This window comes from Tabrizicola sp., from assembly GCF_041911175.1.
Taxonomy (GTDB): Bacteria; Pseudomonadota; Alphaproteobacteria; order Rhodobacterales; family Rhodobacteraceae; genus Tabrizicola.
The window spans coordinates 46,751-64,385 of the sequence record NZ_JAYRPN010000116.1; the positions used below are offsets into that span (position 1 = coordinate 46,751).

General features: G+C 64.2%; 18 protein-coding genes. 13 read left to right on the top strand and 5 right to left on the bottom strand.

Features of this window, described 5'->3' with window-relative positions; all coding sequences use genetic code 11:
- Positions 1 to 117: 117 nt before the first annotated feature.
- The 12 genes from ACE3P6_RS15865 (at position 118) to ACE3P6_RS15920 (ending at position 11,856) form a co-directional block, all read left to right on the top strand.
- Complete coding sequence (locus ACE3P6_RS15865; protein WP_374396887.1) at positions 118 to 306, top strand: hypothetical protein; 189 nt, start codon at positions 118 to 120, stop codon at positions 304 to 306.
- 129 nt (positions 307 to 435) lie between these two features.
- Positions 436 to 1,296, top strand: coding sequence for a Flp pilus assembly protein CpaB (cpaB, locus tag ACE3P6_RS15870; RefSeq protein WP_374396889.1), 861 nt, complete (start codon positions 436 to 438; stop codon positions 1,294 to 1,296).
- A 209-nt stretch (positions 1,297 to 1,505) separates the two neighbouring features.
- Positions 1,506 to 2,903, top strand: a complete 1,398-nt coding sequence (locus tag ACE3P6_RS15875; RefSeq protein WP_374396892.1) for a type II and III secretion system protein family protein — start codon at positions 1,506 to 1,508, stop codon at positions 2,901 to 2,903.
- A gap of 4 nt (positions 2,904 to 2,907) precedes the next feature.
- Complete coding sequence (locus tag ACE3P6_RS15880; protein WP_374396894.1) at positions 2,908 to 3,555, top strand: OmpA family protein; 648 nt, start codon at positions 2,908 to 2,910, stop codon at positions 3,553 to 3,555.
- 243 nt (positions 3,556 to 3,798) lie between these two features.
- Positions 3,799 to 5,058: a CpaE family protein gene (locus ACE3P6_RS15885; protein WP_374396897.1), complete on the top strand. Its 1,260-nt coding sequence runs from the start codon at positions 3,799 to 3,801 to the stop codon at positions 5,056 to 5,058.
- Between the two features lie 16 nt (positions 5,059 to 5,074).
- Positions 5,075 to 6,514, top strand: coding sequence for a CpaF family protein (locus tag ACE3P6_RS15890; protein ID WP_374396899.1), 1,440 nt, complete (start codon positions 5,075 to 5,077; stop codon positions 6,512 to 6,514).
- A gap of 5 nt (positions 6,515 to 6,519) precedes the next feature.
- Positions 6,520 to 7,488: a type II secretion system F family protein gene (locus ACE3P6_RS15895; RefSeq protein ID WP_374396902.1), complete on the top strand. Its 969-nt coding sequence runs from the start codon at positions 6,520 to 6,522 to the stop codon at positions 7,486 to 7,488.
- Between the two features lie 8 nt (positions 7,489 to 7,496).
- Positions 7,497 to 8,480 (top strand): type II secretion system F family protein, encoded by a 984-nt coding sequence (locus tag ACE3P6_RS15900; protein ID WP_374396904.1) that lies wholly within the window; start codon positions 7,497 to 7,499, stop codon positions 8,478 to 8,480.
- A gap of 19 nt (positions 8,481 to 8,499) precedes the next feature.
- Complete coding sequence (locus tag ACE3P6_RS15905; protein ID WP_374396907.1) at positions 8,500 to 9,057, top strand: tetratricopeptide repeat protein; 558 nt, start codon at positions 8,500 to 8,502, stop codon at positions 9,055 to 9,057.
- A gap of 52 nt (positions 9,058 to 9,109) precedes the next feature.
- Positions 9,110 to 9,967 (top strand): tetratricopeptide repeat protein, encoded by an 858-nt coding sequence (locus tag ACE3P6_RS15910; protein ID WP_374396909.1) that lies wholly within the window; start codon positions 9,110 to 9,112, stop codon positions 9,965 to 9,967.
- On the top strand, positions 9,967 to 10,464 hold the full coding sequence (locus ACE3P6_RS15915) for a prepilin peptidase (protein ID WP_374396912.1): 498 nt from the start codon (positions 9,967 to 9,969) through the stop codon (positions 10,462 to 10,464). Before ACE3P6_RS15910 ends, ACE3P6_RS15915 begins: the two co-directional genes overlap by 1 nt.
- A 63-nt stretch (positions 10,465 to 10,527) precedes the next feature.
- The gene (locus ACE3P6_RS15920; protein WP_374396914.1) at positions 10,528 to 11,856 is read left to right on the top strand and encodes an ATPase; all 1,329 of its coding nucleotides are present in this window, start codon (positions 10,528 to 10,530) and stop codon (positions 11,854 to 11,856) included.
- 62 nt (positions 11,857 to 11,918) lie between these two features.
- On the opposite strand, the gene ACE3P6_RS15925 is transcribed toward ACE3P6_RS15920, so the two are convergent.
- Together ACE3P6_RS15925 and mgtE are read right to left on the bottom strand one after the other, a co-directional pair.
- Positions 11,919 to 12,464 carry a 5-formyltetrahydrofolate cyclo-ligase gene (locus tag ACE3P6_RS15925; RefSeq protein ID WP_374396916.1) on the bottom strand — a complete coding sequence of 182 codons (546 nt, stop codon included), beginning with the start codon at positions 12,462 to 12,464 and terminating at the stop codon, positions 11,919 to 11,921.
- The gene (gene mgtE / locus ACE3P6_RS15930; protein ID WP_374396918.1) at positions 12,461 to 13,828 is read right to left on the bottom strand and encodes a magnesium transporter; all 1,368 of its coding nucleotides are present in this window, start codon (positions 13,826 to 13,828) and stop codon (positions 12,461 to 12,463) included. Before mgtE ends, ACE3P6_RS15925 begins: the two co-directional genes overlap by 4 nt.
- Before the next feature lie 188 nt (positions 13,829 to 14,016).
- Here mgtE and guaD point away from each other — a divergent pair, with 188 nt between their 5' ends.
- The gene (guaD, locus tag ACE3P6_RS15935) at positions 14,017 to 15,297 is read left to right on the top strand and encodes a guanine deaminase (RefSeq protein WP_374396920.1); all 1,281 of its coding nucleotides are present in this window, start codon (positions 14,017 to 14,019) and stop codon (positions 15,295 to 15,297) included.
- A 300-nt stretch (positions 15,298 to 15,597) separates the two neighbouring features.
- On the opposite strand, the gene ACE3P6_RS15940 is transcribed toward guaD, so the two are convergent.
- From ACE3P6_RS15940 to ACE3P6_RS15950, 3 genes are all read right to left on the bottom strand, one after another.
- On the bottom strand, positions 15,598 to 15,915 hold the full coding sequence (locus tag ACE3P6_RS15940; protein ID WP_374396923.1) for a ribonuclease E inhibitor RraB: 318 nt from the start codon (positions 15,913 to 15,915) through the stop codon (positions 15,598 to 15,600).
- A 26-nt stretch (positions 15,916 to 15,941) separates the two neighbouring features.
- Positions 15,942 to 16,511: a hypothetical protein gene (locus ACE3P6_RS15945; RefSeq protein ID WP_374396926.1), complete on the bottom strand. Its 570-nt coding sequence runs from the start codon at positions 16,509 to 16,511 to the stop codon at positions 15,942 to 15,944.
- 75 nt (positions 16,512 to 16,586) lie between these two features.
- Positions 16,587 to 17,635 (bottom strand): 8-oxoguanine deaminase (locus ACE3P6_RS15950; RefSeq protein ID WP_374396929.1); only part of this gene is annotated, 1,049 nt, incomplete at its 5' end.

The following is a 17,635-nucleotide window of genomic DNA, read 5'->3' on the forward strand; positions in this document are numbered from 1 at the left end:
AATCAGACAGATTCGCCGCCGTGTTCCCTCAAACGCCAGACATCCGCTGCAGTTTCGCCTTAATCAACTGCAAGGATACTTCAACGTGAACGACTGGTCCGTGACGGGAGGCTCTCGATGAAACACCTGCTGGATTTCCTGCGAAGCGAAGAGGGTGCCGTCACCGTCGACTTCGTCGTTCTGTGCTCCGGCGTGGTGGCCATCGCGATGGTCATCGCGCCCATGCTGTCATCCCCGATCTCGAACCTGGCCGAGGCTATCGGCATTTCGATCAGCGAGTATAACGATCTGGACCCGACCAACTAAGGTCCGTTCACAACATGACCACAAGGGCGCCCTTCCATTGTCTTGATGGGGCGCCCTTGTCACATTAGAACAAGCGCCGGGGCGGCAGCGGCATATCCACTCTCCGCCCCCAGCATTCAGAGGATAGAGATGAGAGCAGTATTCGCATTGGTCCTTCTTGTCGGCATGGCTCTGGCCGGCATGGCCGTCTACATGATCCAGGGCTACATGGCCGACCTCGAGACCGCGCTGCAACAGGAAAAGGCGTTCAACGCCAAGGCCGGCAAGCTGGTCGAGGTCTATGTCTTCGCCAAGCCCAAGAAATACGGCGATGCCCTGGCGGAAGATGACGTCAAGCTGATCTACTGGCCGGAAAAATCTCTGCCGGCGACCATCTTCCGCGACAAGGCCGCACTCTTCCCCGAAAATGCCACCGGCCCGCGCTACATCATGCGCACGACCGAGGCTTACGAGCCGGTCCTTGCCAGCCGCGTCACCGAACCGGGGCAACTCTCCAGCCTGATCTCGAAACTGGAAAAGGGCAAACGCGCCTTCGCGATCCGGGTTGGCCGGGATTCCGGCATCTCGAACTTCGTCAAGCCCGACGACTACATCGACATCCTCTGGACCGGCAACGTCTCCGGCGTCGAGGGCGGCATCACTCGGCAGATCGAAAGCGCGATTCTGGTGATCGCGGTCGACAACGTCATCAACGAAGGTCAGGTCGAGGGTGATTCCAAGGCTCAGACCGTGACCGTTGCCGCTACACCGGAACAGGTCGCGCGTCTGGCCCAGGCGCAGGCGACCGGGCAGCTCACGCTCTCGCTCGCCCGCGACGCAACCGAAGTCGTCGAGGGCACGGTCGAAACCAACACCAACGACATGCTTGGCATCCAGAAGGAAGAGGTTGCCCCCGAGGTTGTCGTGCCGGAAGTGAAGAAGTGCTACGCCAAGCAGCGCAGCGGCGGCGTGCTGGTCGACACCAACGTCGAGATCCCCTGCAAGAACTGACCTTCCCTCTGCACAACCCTGGGGCGCGGCCACATTATCTGGGGCCGCGCCCTTTCCATTTTTCAACCCTTTGCGACCTGTTGCAGTTTACCCACATCAACTATTCCCCCCAAAGCATTGATTCTTGCAAAAAAACCGGGGCTGGTTCATTCTGCGATCCACAAGGGCGTTCAAGACCCAAACGAGGCGTGGTCGAAAGGGCAGATCACATGAACATGAAACGACTCCTGGTAGCAGGCTATCTTGGTGCGATTCTCGCATCGACGGCGCTGACGCCGGTCTCCGCCGAAGTCCTGCGCGTCATGCAGGGCCAGGCCAGTGAAGCACTCAACGTTCCGATGAACCGGGCCGTTGTCGTTGAAAGCGACGTCCCGTTTGCCGAGCTTTCGATCGCGAACCCGGGCATCGCCGATATCTCGACGCTGTCGGACAAATCCATCTATGTGCTGGGCAAGGCGCCGGGGCGGACGACGCTCACGCTGCTCTCGCCCGAAGGCACGCTGATCTCGAACGTCGACGTGCACGTCACGCCCGACATCGCCGAGTTCAAGGAGCGTCTGCAGCAGATCCTCCCGGGCGAGAACATCGAGGTTCGCACCGCCAACGACGGCATCGTGCTTTCGGGCCAGGTCTCCTCGACCGCCAAGCTTGACCGCGCGCTTGACCTTGCCAGCCGCTACGCGCCCGACCGGGTATCGAACCTGATGGTCGTGGGCGGCACGCAGCAGGTCATGCTCAAGGTGCGCTTCGCGGAAATGAACCGTTCGATCACCAAGAACTTCTCCTCCTCGCTGAAATTCGGCGACGGCGGCCAGCTCGGCGGCGAAACCGGCACCCTGCTCGGCGCGGGTGCCTTGATCGCGGCGGGTGAGAACGTGCCCTATCGCGCCAACGTCACCGGCGCCGTGGGCCTTGGCGGCTCGATCGGCGGACTGGAGTTCGACGTGCTGCTGGAAGCCCTGGAATCCAAGGGCATGGTCCGCACCCTTGCCGAACCGAACCTGACCGCCCTTTCCGGGCAAGAGGCGAAGTTCCTCGCCGGCGGCGAATATCCGGTGCCGATCGCGCAGGACAACAACACCGTCACGGTCGAATTCAAGCCCTTCGGCGTGGAGTTGAACTTCACCCCGGTGGTCGTCGACCAGGACATCATCAACCTGACCATCGACGCGGCCGTCTCCTCGATCGACCCCGCGAACGGCTTCACCTCGGGCGAGTTCACCATCGCCGCCTTCAAGCGGCGTGAGACTTCGACCACGGTGGAGATGCGCGACGGGGAGAGCTTCGCCATCGCGGGCCTTCTCCAGGACGATTTCCGGGACGTGAACTCGCAGCTTCCCTGGGTCGGCGACATCCCGATCCTCGGCGCGCTGTTCCGCAGCTCGGAATACCAGCGCTCGCAATCCGAACTGGTCGTCATCGTGACGCCGCACCTGGTCACGCCCGTCGCGGGCGAGGCTCTGGCGCTGCCGACCGACCGGGTCCGCATCCCGACCGAACGCGAACTGTTCCTGTTCGGCGACGTGGCCACTAGCCCGAAGAAGGGTGCTGCGGCCGAAGTGGCGCGGCAGGACTTCAGCTCGTCCTACGGCTATGTGATGGAGTAAGGAGATGACCCGCATGCTTCCCAAGCTGCTTGCAGCCTCCGCCCTCCTCGCGCTGACCGCCTGCGGAGAAACCTCGACAAGCTGGGACCGCGAGCTTGGTTCCGAAGTCGACAAGGGCCAGTTCGGCAACGCCACGATGAACAACACGCTCATCCAGACGGGTGAGATGTCCTACACCGTGGCGCTGGCCGAACGCTTCGCGGCCGAGGTTCCCGACACGATCAACTTCGCCTTCAACAGCGCCGACCTGTCGGACGAGGCGCGCGCGATCCTGCAGAAACAGGCGAACTTCATCCGCCAGTTCCCCGAGGTTCGCTTCCGCGTCTTCGGCCATACCGACAAGGTCGGCTCGAACGGCTACAACCAGCGCCTCGGCCTGCGCCGGGCCCAGGCGGCCGTTGCCTATCTGACCTCGCTCGGCATCAGCCGCTCGCGGCTGGAGGCGGTGGTATCCTACGGTGAAACGCGGCCGATCATCGCCACGAACCAGGCCGAAGTGCGTAACCGCCGCACCGTGACCGAGGTGTCGGGCTTCGTGAAGTCGCATCCGCTGGTGCTGAACGGCAAGTATGCCGCGATCATCTGGCGCGATTATGTCGACAGCGCCGTCCGCCCGCACCAGGGCATCGCCGCAGACGCCAGCGGCGGCTGATCCCGATCCCATGCCAGATCAGAGGCCGGGCCCAGTGCCCGGCCTCTTCGTTTCCATATTCGTGATAATCCCAGAAACAGGCATTTTTAGCCCAATTATCGCCACCATTTTTGAACAAGGTCCGACCTGTAGGGTAAGTTCAGGGGTCTGCGGTCCCTGGGTAAGGCCGCCACCTGGATTGGCGCGGTAACCCATTGGAAGACCAGAAGATAACGACCCCGTACCGAAAGGACGCGACGCGAGATGACGAGCAAAGCCACAGTTCAGAGCGATCCGGCACCGATCCTCGCCTGCACCATTTCCCGTGACGTGCAGCGATTCGACCTGCTCATCGACGACATGGAGCAGGAGCTGGGTGAAGCCTGGGGCGATCTCAACTTCGAAGACGCGCTCGTCTTCCTCAAGCAGCCTGACAGCACCGGGATGCAGTTCGTCGCCATCGCCGTCGACAGCGAGGATGAATCCGAACTGTCGAAGATGAACGACGTGATCAAGGCGGCGAAAGCCAAGAAGATCAAGGTCCTGCTCATCGCCAACCAGGTCAGCCCCTCGGTCCTGCACCAGATGCTGAAGCTCGGAGCCGACGATTTCGTCCCCTACCCGCTGCCCGAAGGCGCGCTGCATGACGCGATCGAGCGTCTGCGCAAGCCCGCGCCGGTCATGCCGGAAGGCTACGACCCGGAAACCGGCGCCTTCAATCCGGTCTTCAAGCCGAAGGGTGACCGCAACGGCGTCATCCTTCCCGTGCACGGCATGGCGGGCGGCGTCGGCGCCACCACCTTCGCCGCCAACCTCGCCTGGGAACTGGCGCTGACGCCGGATACCGACGGGATGCGCGTCTGCGTGATCGACCTCGACCTGCAATTCGGCTCGATCGCCACCTACCTCGACCTGCCGCGCAAGGAAGCGGTGCTGGAAATTCTGACCGACACCGCCTCGATCGACGCGGATTCGCTGATCAAGTCGATGCTGACCTTCAACGACAAGCTGCATGTCTTCACCGCTCCGGCCGACATGCTGCCGCTGGAAATGGTCTCGCCCGAGGATGTCGGTCGCATCCTCGATACCGCCCAGGCGAACTTCGACTTCGTGATCGTCGACATGCCGTCAACAGTCGTCGCCTGGACCGAGGCCGTCCTGACCCGCGCCCATGTCTATTTCGCCCTGCTCGAGCTTGACCTGCGCTCGGCCCAGAACATCCTGCGCTTCGTCCGCGCGTTGAAGGCCGAGGCACTGCCGCATGACAAGGTGCGCTATGTTCTGAACCGCGCGCCCAAGTTCACCGACCTCTCGGCCAAGGCCCGGGTCAAGCGCATGGCGGAAAGCCTGGACATCGACATCGAGGTTCAGCTGCCCGATGGCGGCGAACAGGTGACGCAAGCCAACGACCACGGGCTGCCCATCGCGGAAAGCGCGGGCAAGAACCCGCTGCGCAAGGAACTGCAGAAACTCGCCAAGTCATTGTATGAAATCAACAAGTCGGCGGAATCCGCCAAAGCCTGAACAAGGGGAATGACCAGTGTTTAGCCGATTCAAGAAAGACACTCCCGGCGCCCGCCCCGCACCCGGCGCTCCCGCGCCTGCCGCGGCTCCGGCCGACAAGGCGGCCTTTGCCGCCCGCGCCCAGGCCCAGGCCGCCGTCCCGCAGCGCGCCGCCGCCGAGGCGATTGCCGCCGACAAGGAAAAGAAGCGCAAGGAACGGCTGACCGAACTCAAGGTCGAGATCCACAAGCGCCTTCTCGAAGACCTGAACCTGTCGGCCATCGAATCCGCCACCGAGCAGTCCCTGCGCGGCGAAATCGCCGCCCTCGCGACCGAGGCGCTGGACGAAATGTCCGTCGCGCTGAACAAGGAAGACCGCCTCGCGCTGACCCAGGAGCTTTATGACGAGGTCATGGGCCTTGGTCCGCTGGAGCCGCTTCTGAAGGACGAGACGATCAACGACATCCTGGTCAACGGCCCGAAGCGCATCTTCATCGAACGCGCGGGCAAGCTGGAACTCTCCGACGTGACCTTCCGCGATGAACGCCACCTGTTGCGCATCATCGACAAGATCGTCTCCGCCGTGGGCCGTCGCGTCGATGAATCCAACCCCTACTGCGACGCCCGCCTGCAGGACGGCAGCCGTTTCAACTGCATGATCCCGCCGATCGCGGTGGATGGCTCGCTCGTCTCGATCCGGAAATTCAAGAAGGACAAGCTCAGGATCGAAGACCTCGTCCGCTTCGGCGCCTTCACCGAGGAAATGGCCGCCTATCTCCAGGCCGCCGTTAGCTGCCGCCTGAACATCATCGTGTCCGGCGGTACCGGCTCGGGCAAGACGACCACGCTCAACGCCCTGTCGTCCTTCATCGACAACCACGAGCGCGTGCTGACCATCGAAGACACCGCCGAACTTCAGCTCCAGCAGGTCCACGTCGGCCGGATGGAAAGCCGCCCTGCGAACGTCGAGGGCAAAGGCGCCGTGACGCAACGCGACTGCTTGCGCAACGCGCTTCGTATGCGCCCTGACCGCATCATCGTGGGGGAAACCCGGGGTGAGGAAGTCATCGACATGCTGCAGGCCATGAATACCGGCCACGACGGCTCGATGACCACGATCCACGCCAACAACCCGCGCGATGCGATCAGCCGTCTGGAAAACATGGTCGCGATGGCCGGGATCGAGATGCCCTTGAAGGCCGTCCGCAGCCAGATCGCTTCGGCCGTGAACCTGATGGTCCAGGCCAGCCGCCTGCAGGACGGGACCCGCCGCATGACCAGCGTGACCGAAATCACCGGCATGGAGGGCGAGGTCATCTCGATGCAGGAGGTCTTCCGCTTCGAACGCATGGGGGTCGAGCCTTCGGGCAAGATCATCGGTCGCTTCAACGCGACGGGCATCCGCTCCGCCTACTCCGACCGCTTCCGCCAGTGGGGCTTCGACCTCCCCGCCTCGATCTACGAACCGATCATCTGACCGCCATGCAGATCAGCACCGCCCCCCTCATCTACCTCATGATCTTCGTTGCGGTCGTCGTGATCGTCAACGGCATCTATCTGATCGTCTTCGGAAAATCCATCAGCCTGAACTCGAAGGTCAGCCGTCGGCTGACGCTGTTGGAAAAGAACGCCAACCGCGAACAGGTGCTGGAACAACTCCGCAAGGAGATGAACCAGCACCTGAACGCGAAGAACATCCCGCTCTATTCGATGCTGGCCAAGAAGGCGCAGCGGGCGAACATCGCCTTCTCGCCCCAGGCCCTGATCGGGATCATGGCACTTCTGTCGGTCTTCGCCTTCCTGATGCTGTCGGTCTTCACCTCGGCCGAGCTGGGCCTGCGGGCGATCCTCGGTATTCTCATGGGCGTCGGCGGGGTCTTCGTTTGGGTGAACCGCACTGCCAAGCAGCGGATGAGCCTCTTGGAAGAGCAGCTCCCCGATTCCATCGAACTGATGGTCCGCTCGCTGCGCGTCGGCCACCCGTTCTCGACCGCGATCGGCATCGTTGCCAAGGAAATCCCCGATCCGCTGGGATCGGAATTCGGCGTGATCGCCGACGAGGCCGCCTATGGCCGCGACGTGGCGGAATCGCTCAAGGCCTTCGCCGAACGGATGGACAGCCAGGACCTTCGCTTCCTTGCCGTCGCCGTCTCGATCCAGCAGCAGTCCGGCGGCAACCTCGCCGAGATCCTTGAGGGCCTGTCCAAGGTCGTGCGGGCCCGCTTCAAGCTCTTCCGCCGCGTCCGCGCCATCACCGCGGAAGCCAAGTGGTCGGGCATGTTCCTCTCGGGCTTCCCGATCCTTGCGCTGGTCCTGATCAACGTGATCAAGCCCGACTACTATGACGAGGTCAAGGAAACCGCAGCCTATGTCCCGGCGGCGCTTTTCGTCGTCACCTTCCTGATCATCAACATCATCTACATGAAGGTGATGACCAACATAAAAGTGTAGGTCGATCCATGAGCTTTCTCTCCGATTTTCTCAACGGCATGACCGAACGTTTCGGTCCGATGGCCCCCCTCCTCGGCATCGGCCTCCTCGGGATGCTGCTGATCCTCCTGGCGCTGCCGGTGGTGATGAAGCGCCAGCGCGACCGCTTCCGCGAGCTGAAGGACCAGGTTCCGAAGACCAGCCAGGAAAAGAAGCGGGCGCTGCGCAAGACCGAAAAGGTCGACAAGCTTGAAAAGTTCGCCCACTTCCTAGAGCCCCAGAAGAAGGAAGAGCTTTCGGCCGCCAAGCTGCAGATGCTGCGGGCCGGCTACAGCGGCAAGAACTCGGTCAGGATGTTCCACGCCATCCAGTTCCTGCTGGCGATCCTGTTCCTCATCGGCGGGCTGATCATCGCGCTGGTCAAGTCCTTCTCGCAAGAGATGACGATGACCTCGCTTCTCCTGCACAGCCTGCTGCCCTGCGCCATCGGCTACTACATTCCGCGCTACTGGGTGAACAAGCGGGTGAACCAGCGCCAGACCGAGATCATCCAGGGCTTCCCCGACGCGCTCGACCTGATGCTCGTCTGCGTCGAGGCAGGCCAGTCGCTCGACCAGTCGATCATCCGCGTCGGCAAGGAAAGCCGGGCCGGCTATCCCGCGCTGGCCGACGAATTCGACATGGTCGCGCAAGAGGTGAAGGCCGGGAAAGAGCGGATCTCGGTCCTCAAGGACATGGCCGAACGGGTCGGCGTGCCCGACGTCGCCTCCTTCGTCACCACGATCATCCAGTCCGCGACCTTCGGCACTTCGATCGCCGATGCGCTGCGGGTCTATTCCGCCGACATGCGCGACAAGCGCATCATGCGCGCGGAAGAAAAGGCCAACATGCTGCCGACGAAACTCACTCTCGGCACTATGATGTTTACAGTTCCGCCGCTTCTGGTCATTCTGATCGGGCCTTCTGTGTACGGAATGGTGACAATGCTCACCCAGCTTGCAGGCGGCCTTTGAGGTTTGAACAGGGTGTGACTTGCGCCAAGCGGCGATGTTGATTGTCTGCACTGCCCTGCTGGCCGGCTGCACGCCGGCCACTGGCGTTTCACGCAACAGCCCCTATGGCGCCGACAGCCACGGCCAGGGCGTCGACGGCATGACAGTCGGCCACCGCCTGATGGCTGCGGGCGAGCCCGAGCTTGCGCTCAAGGCCTATCTGCGCGGCGCCGGAGAGGTCGGCATCAACGCCGACGTGCTCTCCGCCATCGGCTCGGCCAATCTGGCGCTCGGGCGGCTTGGCCAGGCCGAAAAGATCCTCCGCCGCGCGCTTGAGCTTGACCCGAATTTCGTGCCTGCGCTCAACAACCTCGGCGTCGTGCTGATGGAGCAGGACAATTACGGCGAGGCCCGCGTCATGTTCCAGAAGGCCTTTGCCCTGGATAGTGGCGAAACGGACTCGATCCGCGAAAATCTGATGCTCGCTATCGCCCAAAGCGAGGCGAGCGTGTATGATCCAACCCAAGAAGAACAAGAAAGCGGGTTCCGCCTGGTCCGGCAGGAAAAGGGCAAGTTCGTCCTTCTCTCCGATCTCTAGACGGCGACACGCCAAGTCAGGCAACGGGCAGTCAATAAAAAGGACGCTTAAGATGCGCCATCCGGTTTCTATCCTGCTGTGCCTTGGCGGCGCAGTGTTCCTTTCGGCCTGTCAGAACAATTCTGACGCCCAGGTGCAAAGGGCCCTCAAGGACGTCAACGTCATCGACGAATCCAACCTCAACGACGTGATGCTCTCCGTCGCCGACCCGAATGAGGCGGTAGAGTATTTCACCCGCACGCTGGCGCAGAACCCTGATCGCATCGACGTGATGCGCGGGCTGGCGCGCTCGCTGATCCGGGCGCAGAAGACCACGGAATCCGCCCAGGTCTGGCGGCAGGTCGTGGCCCATCCCGAAGCCACGCCGGAAGACCGGGTGATGCTGGCCGATGCGCTGATCCGCTCGAACCAGTGGGCCGAGGCCAAGGCCGAACTGAACCAGATCCCGCCGACCCACGAAAGCTTCGACCGCTACCGGCTGGAAGCGATGGTGGCGGATTCGGACAAGAACTGGAAGAAGGCCGACAGCTTCTATGAAACCGCTGCAGGCCTGACCACGACGCCGGCCGGGGTGCTGAACAACTGGGGCTTCTCCAAGCTGACACGCGGCGACAAGCAGGGTGCCGAGAAGCTGTTCATCGAGGCGCTGACCTACGATCCCCAGCTTTTCACCGCCAAGAACAACCTGGTTCTGGCCCGGGCCGCGCAGCGCAAATATGATCTGCCGGTGGTCAAGATGACCCAGACAGAACGGGCAGAGCTTCTGTACACGATGGCGCTTGCCGCGATCAAGCAGGGCGACGTTTCGGTTGGCAAGGGCCTTCTGAACCAGGCGATCGAGACCCACCCCAAGTATTTCGAGGCCGCCGTGCGCAGCCTTGAAGCCCTTGATGCGAATGTGAAGACCTGATGCTCGAACCGACCGATGCGATGATCCTTCTGGTCCCGGTGCTGCCCATTTCGATCTGGGCAGCCTTTTCGGACCTGAAGCGAATGAAGATCCCGAACGCCGCCGTGCTGGCGATGGCGGCCGTCTGGCCGCTTCTGGGCTGGTTTGTGGTGCCGACCTGGGCGCTCTGGTTCTGGGGCTTCGCGCTGATGGCCATCGTCTTCGTCGCCGGGTTCCTGATGTATCTGACCGGCACCTTCGGGGCGGGCGACGCCAAGTTCGCCGCCGCGATGGCGGGTATCTTCGTCGGTGGCGACATCGGTGCGATCCTGCTGATCACCTTCGTCTGCATGATCGGCGCGCTGTTCCTGCACCGCGTCCTGCGCAGCCTGCCCTTCGTCAGGAACGCGACTCCGGATTGGGAAAGCTGGACCCGTCGCCGCTATTTCCCCTTCGGCCTGGCGCTCTCTTCCATCGTGGTCTTCTACCTTCTTGCCGCCCTCTGGCCACAAGGCTGACACAAGTTACGTTTACGACTCAAATCGAAGCGCTTTGCTGCGATTGTCCACGGAGCTTGTCGAATGAACGCTGAAGCCCCGGTTTCTGCCCCTGTTTCCGGGGTTCAACCGCCGCCGTCGCCCCGGTCTCTGGCCGAAACCGGGCTGTCGACCGTGATGATGCGGGACATTTTCCTCAAGACGATGTTCCGCACCAACCAGGACCAGGTCTCGGTCCTGGCCAAGGCGATCTGCCTGTCGGTCCCGCTGACGCAGGAACTCATGGACCTCTGCCGCACGCAGAAACTGGTGACCGCGACCGGCACCATGCACGCGACCGCCGGCAACGAGATGGGCTACGAGCTGACCGATGCCGGCAAAGCCCGCGCGCTCGATTCGCTCTCGCAGTCGGAATACTACGGCGCGATGCCGGTGCCGCTCGCCGACTACCAGGTCCAGATCAAGCGCCAGTCGGTCCGCGACATCCGGCTGAACCGCGAACAGCTCCTCTCCGGCATGGGCCACCTGATCCTGCCGCCCGACCTGATCGACAACCTCGGCCCCGCCGTCACCTCGGGCCGCTCGATCCTGCTTTACGGCCCGCCCGGCAACGGGAAATCCTCGATCTCGCACGGCATCCGTGCCGCCCTTGGCGACAAGGTCTACGTCCCGCGCGCCATCGAATATTCCGGCCAGATCATCAGCGTCTATGACCCCATCGTCCACTCCGCCGCCGAAACCGCCGTCGACGACCCGAACTCCTTGCGCCGCACCTCGAACAAGTTCGACAACCGCTACGTCTACTGCGAACGCCCCTCGGTGATCACCGGCGGTGAACTCAGCCTCGACATGCTCGACCTCAAGTACAACCCCACCGCCCGCACCTACCAGGCGCCCCTGCAGCTGAAAGCAACCGGCGGCATCTTCATCATCGACGACCTTGGTCGCCAGGCCGAACCGCCGCAAAAGATCGTCAACCGCTGGATCGTGCCCCTGGAGGAATCCCGCGACATCCTCGCCCTGCAATCGGGCGAGAAATTCACCGTCCCCTTCGACACGCTGGTGATCTTCTCGACCAACTTCCACCCCAACCAGATCTTCGACGGCGCCGCGCTGCGCCGGATCTTCTTCAAGATCAAGATCGACGGCCCCAGCCAAGAGAACTTCCTGAAGATCTTCGCGATGGTCGCCCGCAAGAAGAAGATGCCGCTGGACGAAACCGCGCTGATGCACCTGATGAAGGTCCGGTTCCCGACCATCGCCAACAACTACGCGAACTACCAGCCGGTCTTCATGATCGACCAGATGATCGCGGTCTGCGAGTTCGAGAACATCCCCTACCAGATGACCCCCGAACTCATCGACCGCGCCTGGGGCAACATGTTCGTCCGCCAGGAAGAGATCTCGCACTGATCCGGGGCCCAAATTCCTTAAGCAAGGAATTTGTCAAAATTCTTCCTTAAGAATTTTGGGCGTCACGCGAAAACCGTGACGCCCCTTTCCGTCACCACCGCATCCAGCCGCTGATCGAACGCGTCCGTGGGCACCTCCGCCAATTCCTGCGCCGCAAAGGCAAAGCCCACCGCAATGACCGGCCCCTTCGCCCGCAACCCTTCCAGCGTCCGGTCGTAGAACCCCCCGCCATAGCCCAGCCGGTAGCCCCGCGCGTCGAAGGCCAGCATCGGCACGATCACCACCTCCGGCTCGACCCAGGCCCCCTCCTCCGGGATCAGCGCCTTGAACGCCCCCTCCACCAGCCGACACCCCGGCGACCATTCCCGGAACCGCAGCGGCGAGGCCTTCGCCAGGATCACCGGCACCCCCACCGGCCCCTGATGCGCCGCCATCGCCGGCAAGGGATCGATCTCCGACCGCATCGGCATGTAGCCCGACAGCACCTTGCCCCGATGCGGCGCCAGGTAATCCGCCAGAATTTCCGCCGCCTGCCCCTGCCCCACGGCAAACGCCTCCGCCCGCCGCGCAAAGGCCTCGGCCCGTGCAACCGCCTTCACATCCGTCATGTCAGCATCACCGTCGCCAGCCCCAGAAAGGCAAAGAACCCCATCACATCCGTCAGCGTCGTCACGAACGTCCCCGAGGCCAAAGCCGGGTCCAGCCCCATCCGCTCCAGAGTCAAGGGCACCAGCACCCCCCCCAGCGCCGCCACCACCTGGTTCACCATCATCGCCAGCGCCAGCACCGCCCCCAGATGCCAGTCGCCGAAGATCAGCACCCCGGCCGCGCCCAGGATCAGCGCCAGCCCGACCCCGTTCATCAGCCCGGCCAGCAATTCCCGCCGCACCACCCGCCCCGCGTTCGCCCGCGTCAGGTCGCGCGTCGCCAAGGCCCGCACCGCCACCGCCAGCGACTGCGTCCCCGCAATCCCCCCGGTCGAGGCCACGATCGGCATCAGCGCCGCCAGCGCCACCAGAGTCGCGATCGTGTTCTGGAACTGGCTGATCACCAGCGCCGACAGGGACGCGGTGAACAGGTTCACCACCAGCCAGGGCAGCCGCTGCTTCACCGTCTCCAGCGCCCCGTCGCTGACATCCGCCTCGTCGCCGACACCGGCCAGACGCAGCATGTCCTCCTCGTGCTCCTCGTCCAGCACGATCATCGCATCGTCGATGGTGATCACCCCCACCAGCCGCCCGGAGCCATCGACGACGGGGCAGGAAATCAGGTGATACTGGTTGAAGATATAGGCAACATCGGCCTCCTCGTCGGTGGCCCGGACGGTGCGGAAACTGTCCTCGGTGATCGCCTTCAGCTTCACGCCCCGCGCCGCCGACAGCACGCGGCCCAGCGTCACATAGCCCACCGGGGACATCCGGGGATCGACCAGGATCACGTGGTAGAACTGGTCCGGCAGATGCTCGGCTTTGCGCAGGAAATCAATCGCTTCGCCGACGGTCCAATGCTCCGGCGCCACCACCAGCTCGCGCTGCATCAGGCGCCCGGCGGAATGCTCCGGCCAGGCCAGCGCCTGCTCCACCGCCACCCGGTCGGCCGCATCCATCGCGCCCAGCAGGCGGCCCTGATCCTCGGCCTCCAGATCCTCGACGATGTCGACCAGATCGTCGGAATCCAGCTCGCGCAGCGCATCGGCCACCACGTCGTCCGGCAGCGCGTCCAGCACCTCCTCGCGGATCGCATCGCTGATCTCGGACAGCACCTCGCCGTCGATGACCGCCGAGCCCATCGCCAAGAGCGCATCGCGGTCGGTCTCGCTGACCTGCTCCAGAAGGTCGGCCACGTCGGCCGGGTGCACCGGCTCCAGCAGCGCCTCGACCCGCGCCGCATCGCCTGCCCGCGCCGCATCCAGCGCCGCTTCGACCAGCTCGGCATCCAAGCCTTCGGCCGTGTTTCTGACCGCTTCCGCCATGCCACCCCCGTCGCCTCGGCCCGACCCTAGCCGGGATTTCCGGTCCCGGCAAAGCCTGTCGCCCGCCGTCGTCGTCCCAGGTTCGGGCCTTCGCGCTTTTGCGAAACAGTTTCAAGACAAGATCGTATGAGGAAAATTTGCCAAAGCCCGGAATCCCTCTACCTTGGCCGGGTTTGAAAGGGGGCTGCATGACCGACCTGATCCTGGGCCAAGTCCTGACCTACAGCGGCGACCCCTTTTCCCAAGGGCTCGAAGCCGCCCGCGTCCTCACCGACGGCGCCGTCGCCATCGAGGGCACCCGCATCGCCGCCGTTGGCGAGGCCGCTACCCTGCGCGCCCGCTACCCGCAGGCCCGTGTGCATGACCACGGGCGCAAACTCCTCTCGGCGGGCTTCATCGACGCCCATGTCCATTATCCGCAGACCGCGATCATCGCGAGCTGGGGCAAGCGGCTGATCGACTGGCTGAACAGCTACACCTTCCCCGAAGAGATGCGCTTCGCCGATCCCGCCTACGCCGAGGAGATCGCCAACCGCTACCTCGACCTCGTCCTCGCGCGCGGCACCACCACCGTCTGCTCCTACGCCACCATCCACCCTACATCCGTCGACGCCATCTTCACCGCCGCCCGGTCGCGCGGAATGCGGGTCTTCGCCGGGAAAACCTGCATGGACCGCAACGCCCCGGAGGGCCTGCGCGACACGGCGCAAACGGCCTATGACGATTCGAAGCACCTGCTAAAGAAATGGCACGGCCAGGACCGCCTCTCCTACGTCATCACTCCCCGCTTCTCGCCCACTTCCACCCCCGAACAACTCGCGGCCCTGGGCGCGCTCTGGCGCGAGTATCCCGACTGCCTGATGCAGACCCACCTTTCCGAACAGACCGACGAAATCGCCTGGGTGCAGGACCTCTTCCCGCAGTCCCGCGACTACCTCGACACCTACGAAGCGCAAGGATTGCTCCGCGAAGGCGCCGTCTACGGCCATGCCATCCACCTGACCGACCGTGAGAAATCGCGGTTGATCGAGGTCGGGGCGAGCCTCGTCCACTGCCCGACCTCGAACACCTTCATCGGCTCCGGCCTCTTCGACATGACGCTGGCCCAGCATCTCCGCGTCGGCCTCGCCACCGACACCGGCGGCGGCTCGAACTTCTCGATGCTGCCCACGATGGCCGCCGCCTATGAAGTCGCCCAGCTCCGCGGCCAGTCCTTGCACCCCGCCCAGCTCTGGTGGCTCGCCACGCAAGGCTCCGCCCGCGCGCTGCGCTCCGAGGACAAGATCGGCAACCTCGCCCCCGGCATGGAGGCCGACCTCGTGGTGATCGACCTCGCCTCCACCCCCGCCATCGAACAGGCAACGCGGCGGGCGGAGAACCTCTGGCAGCAGCTCTTCCCCACCATCATGATGGGCGACGACCGCGCGATTGCCGAGGTCTGGGTCGGCGGCAAACGCATCCCCGACTGACCCACAACCATTTCACATTTGCCCAAATATCCCCGCCGGAGGCCGTCCGAGGTTCTGCGCGTCCTTCACGCGCAGAGCCGAGACAAAAGGCGCGCGCCGCAGGCGCTCAATTTGACAACCGTCCCCAACCCGCGATGCCGACAATCGCCTCGCGCAGCACCAGCCCCAATCGCCTCCCCTCCCCCTCCGTGGGGAGGGGTCGGGGGTGGGGGGACCCGACCAGCATGGTAAAGGCCAGCTGAACACGCGAATGCAACCCCTTGATTTTCCTGGGTCGAAAATTCTGTCCACCGTGGACAGCTACTCCGCCAGCTCCCAGCCATCCGGGTAGAAATCATGCTTCAACGCGATCGAGGTCGCGATCCGCTCGTATTTCCAGATCTCCTCCGCCGTCACCGCGATCGGTCCGATCGAGGCGATCAGCGTCTCCCCGTCCTTCAACCGCCGGGTCTGGAACCCCTCCATCCGCAAGGCCCGCTCCAGCGCGGGCCAGCTCGCATCATTTTCCTCGATGAAGAACGCATACTCGACCACTGCCGTCTTCGGCAGGCTGATCCCCTTCGACTGCCGGAAGGTATCATAGGTCTCGCGACGCTGGGCTTCGAAATTGTGGTCCATGACGGGCCTCCTGCGGCCCTTCTACCTCACTCGGCGCGGTGACAGAAGCCCCGCTCATAGGCCGCGTCCCAGGTCCAGTCCGACGCATTCAGCGCCTCGAACCCCACCGGCTCCAGCACCCGTGTCTCGCCATCCTCGACCGCCGTCATCTTCCACAGATCGACGTCGCAGGCGAAGGCCTTCCCGGCCAGCTCTCCCGTGTGGTGATAGCCCACCACCGTGAACTGGTTGTCCAGGAACTGCAGCTCGGTGACGATCCGCCCCGTCCCCTCCTCGTCGGCATAGTCGGTGACGATCTGCAGCACGCTGCCATCCGCGCCCTCGACGACCTCCAGCGCCTGTTTCGTCGCGAAGGCCCCGAGCGCGATCACCGGGTTGTCGAACTGCGGCTCACCCTCGGCCAGTGCCGCGCTGCCGGGGTTCCCGCCCCAGATCACCAGCCGCGCCATATCCTCGTTCTGGGTCAGCCGGGCGAGGAAGCTGAACCCCTCCCCCGACTCACCCGCCCAGTTGCCGCTGGCTTCCGACAGCACATTCTCCGCCACTGCCGGCAGGGCACTGGCGAGGAAAAGGGCAAGGCTGGCAATCACACGCATTGGGCTCTCCAGGGATCAGATGCCGCGCACCTTGCCGCCCCGGCCCGGAAAGCGAAAGGGCTGGAAATCCAGCCCCTACCCGGCCAGCCGCACCGCCAGGTGCCGCTGCCGGTCCAGCACGGAGGCGAGGTCCAGCGTCACCATCTGCCCGTCCCGCACCACCTGCCGTCCCTCGACCACCAGATGCCGCACCCGCGTCGGCCCGCTCAGGACCAGCGCCGCGACCGGGTCCCAGCTTCCCGCCGCCTCCACCCCCCGCATGTCCCAGACCGCCAGGTCCGCCCGCTTGCCGGGCTCGACCGATCCCAGATCGTCGCGCCCCAGCACCCTTGCCCCGCCCAGCGTCGCGATCTCCAGCACCTCGCGGGCGCTCATCGCATCCGCCCCCCGCGCGACCCGTTGCAGAAGCATCGCCATCCGCGCCTCGGCCACCAGGTTGCCCGCGTCGTTCGAAGCCGACCCATCCACCCCCAACCCCACTTTCACCCCCGCATCCCGCATGGCGCGCACCGGCGCGATCCCCGAACCGAGTCTACAATTCGAACATGGACAATGGGCAACCCCGGTCCTTGACCGGCCAAAAAGTTCAATTTCCGAACTATCAAGCTTCACGCAATGCGCATGCCAGACATCCGCCCCAGTCCAGCCCAGATCCTCGGCATACTGCCCAGGGCGGCAGCCGAACTGCGCCAGGGAATAGGCCACGTCCTCGTCATTCTCGGCCAGATGGGTGTGCAGCATCACCCGCTTGCCGCGCGCCAGCAGGGCCGCGTCCCGCATCAGCTCGCGGCTGACCGAGAAGGGCGAACAGGGCGCGAGCCCCACCCGCAGCATCGACCCCGGTCGGGGATCGTGGAAGCGGTCGACCACCCGGATCATGTCCTCCAGGATCGCCGGTTCCCGCTCCACCAGACTGTCCGGCGGCAGTCCCCCGGCGCTGACCCCGATCGACATCGCCCCCCGCGTCGGATGGAAGCGCAGGCCCACCTCGCCCGCCGCCGCGATGGTGTCGTCCAGCCGCGACCCGTTCGGGTAGAGATACAGATGGTCCGACGTCATCGTGCAGCCGGACAGCGCCAGTTCCGCCAGCCCGACCTGGGCCGAGGTGAACATCTCCTCCGGCC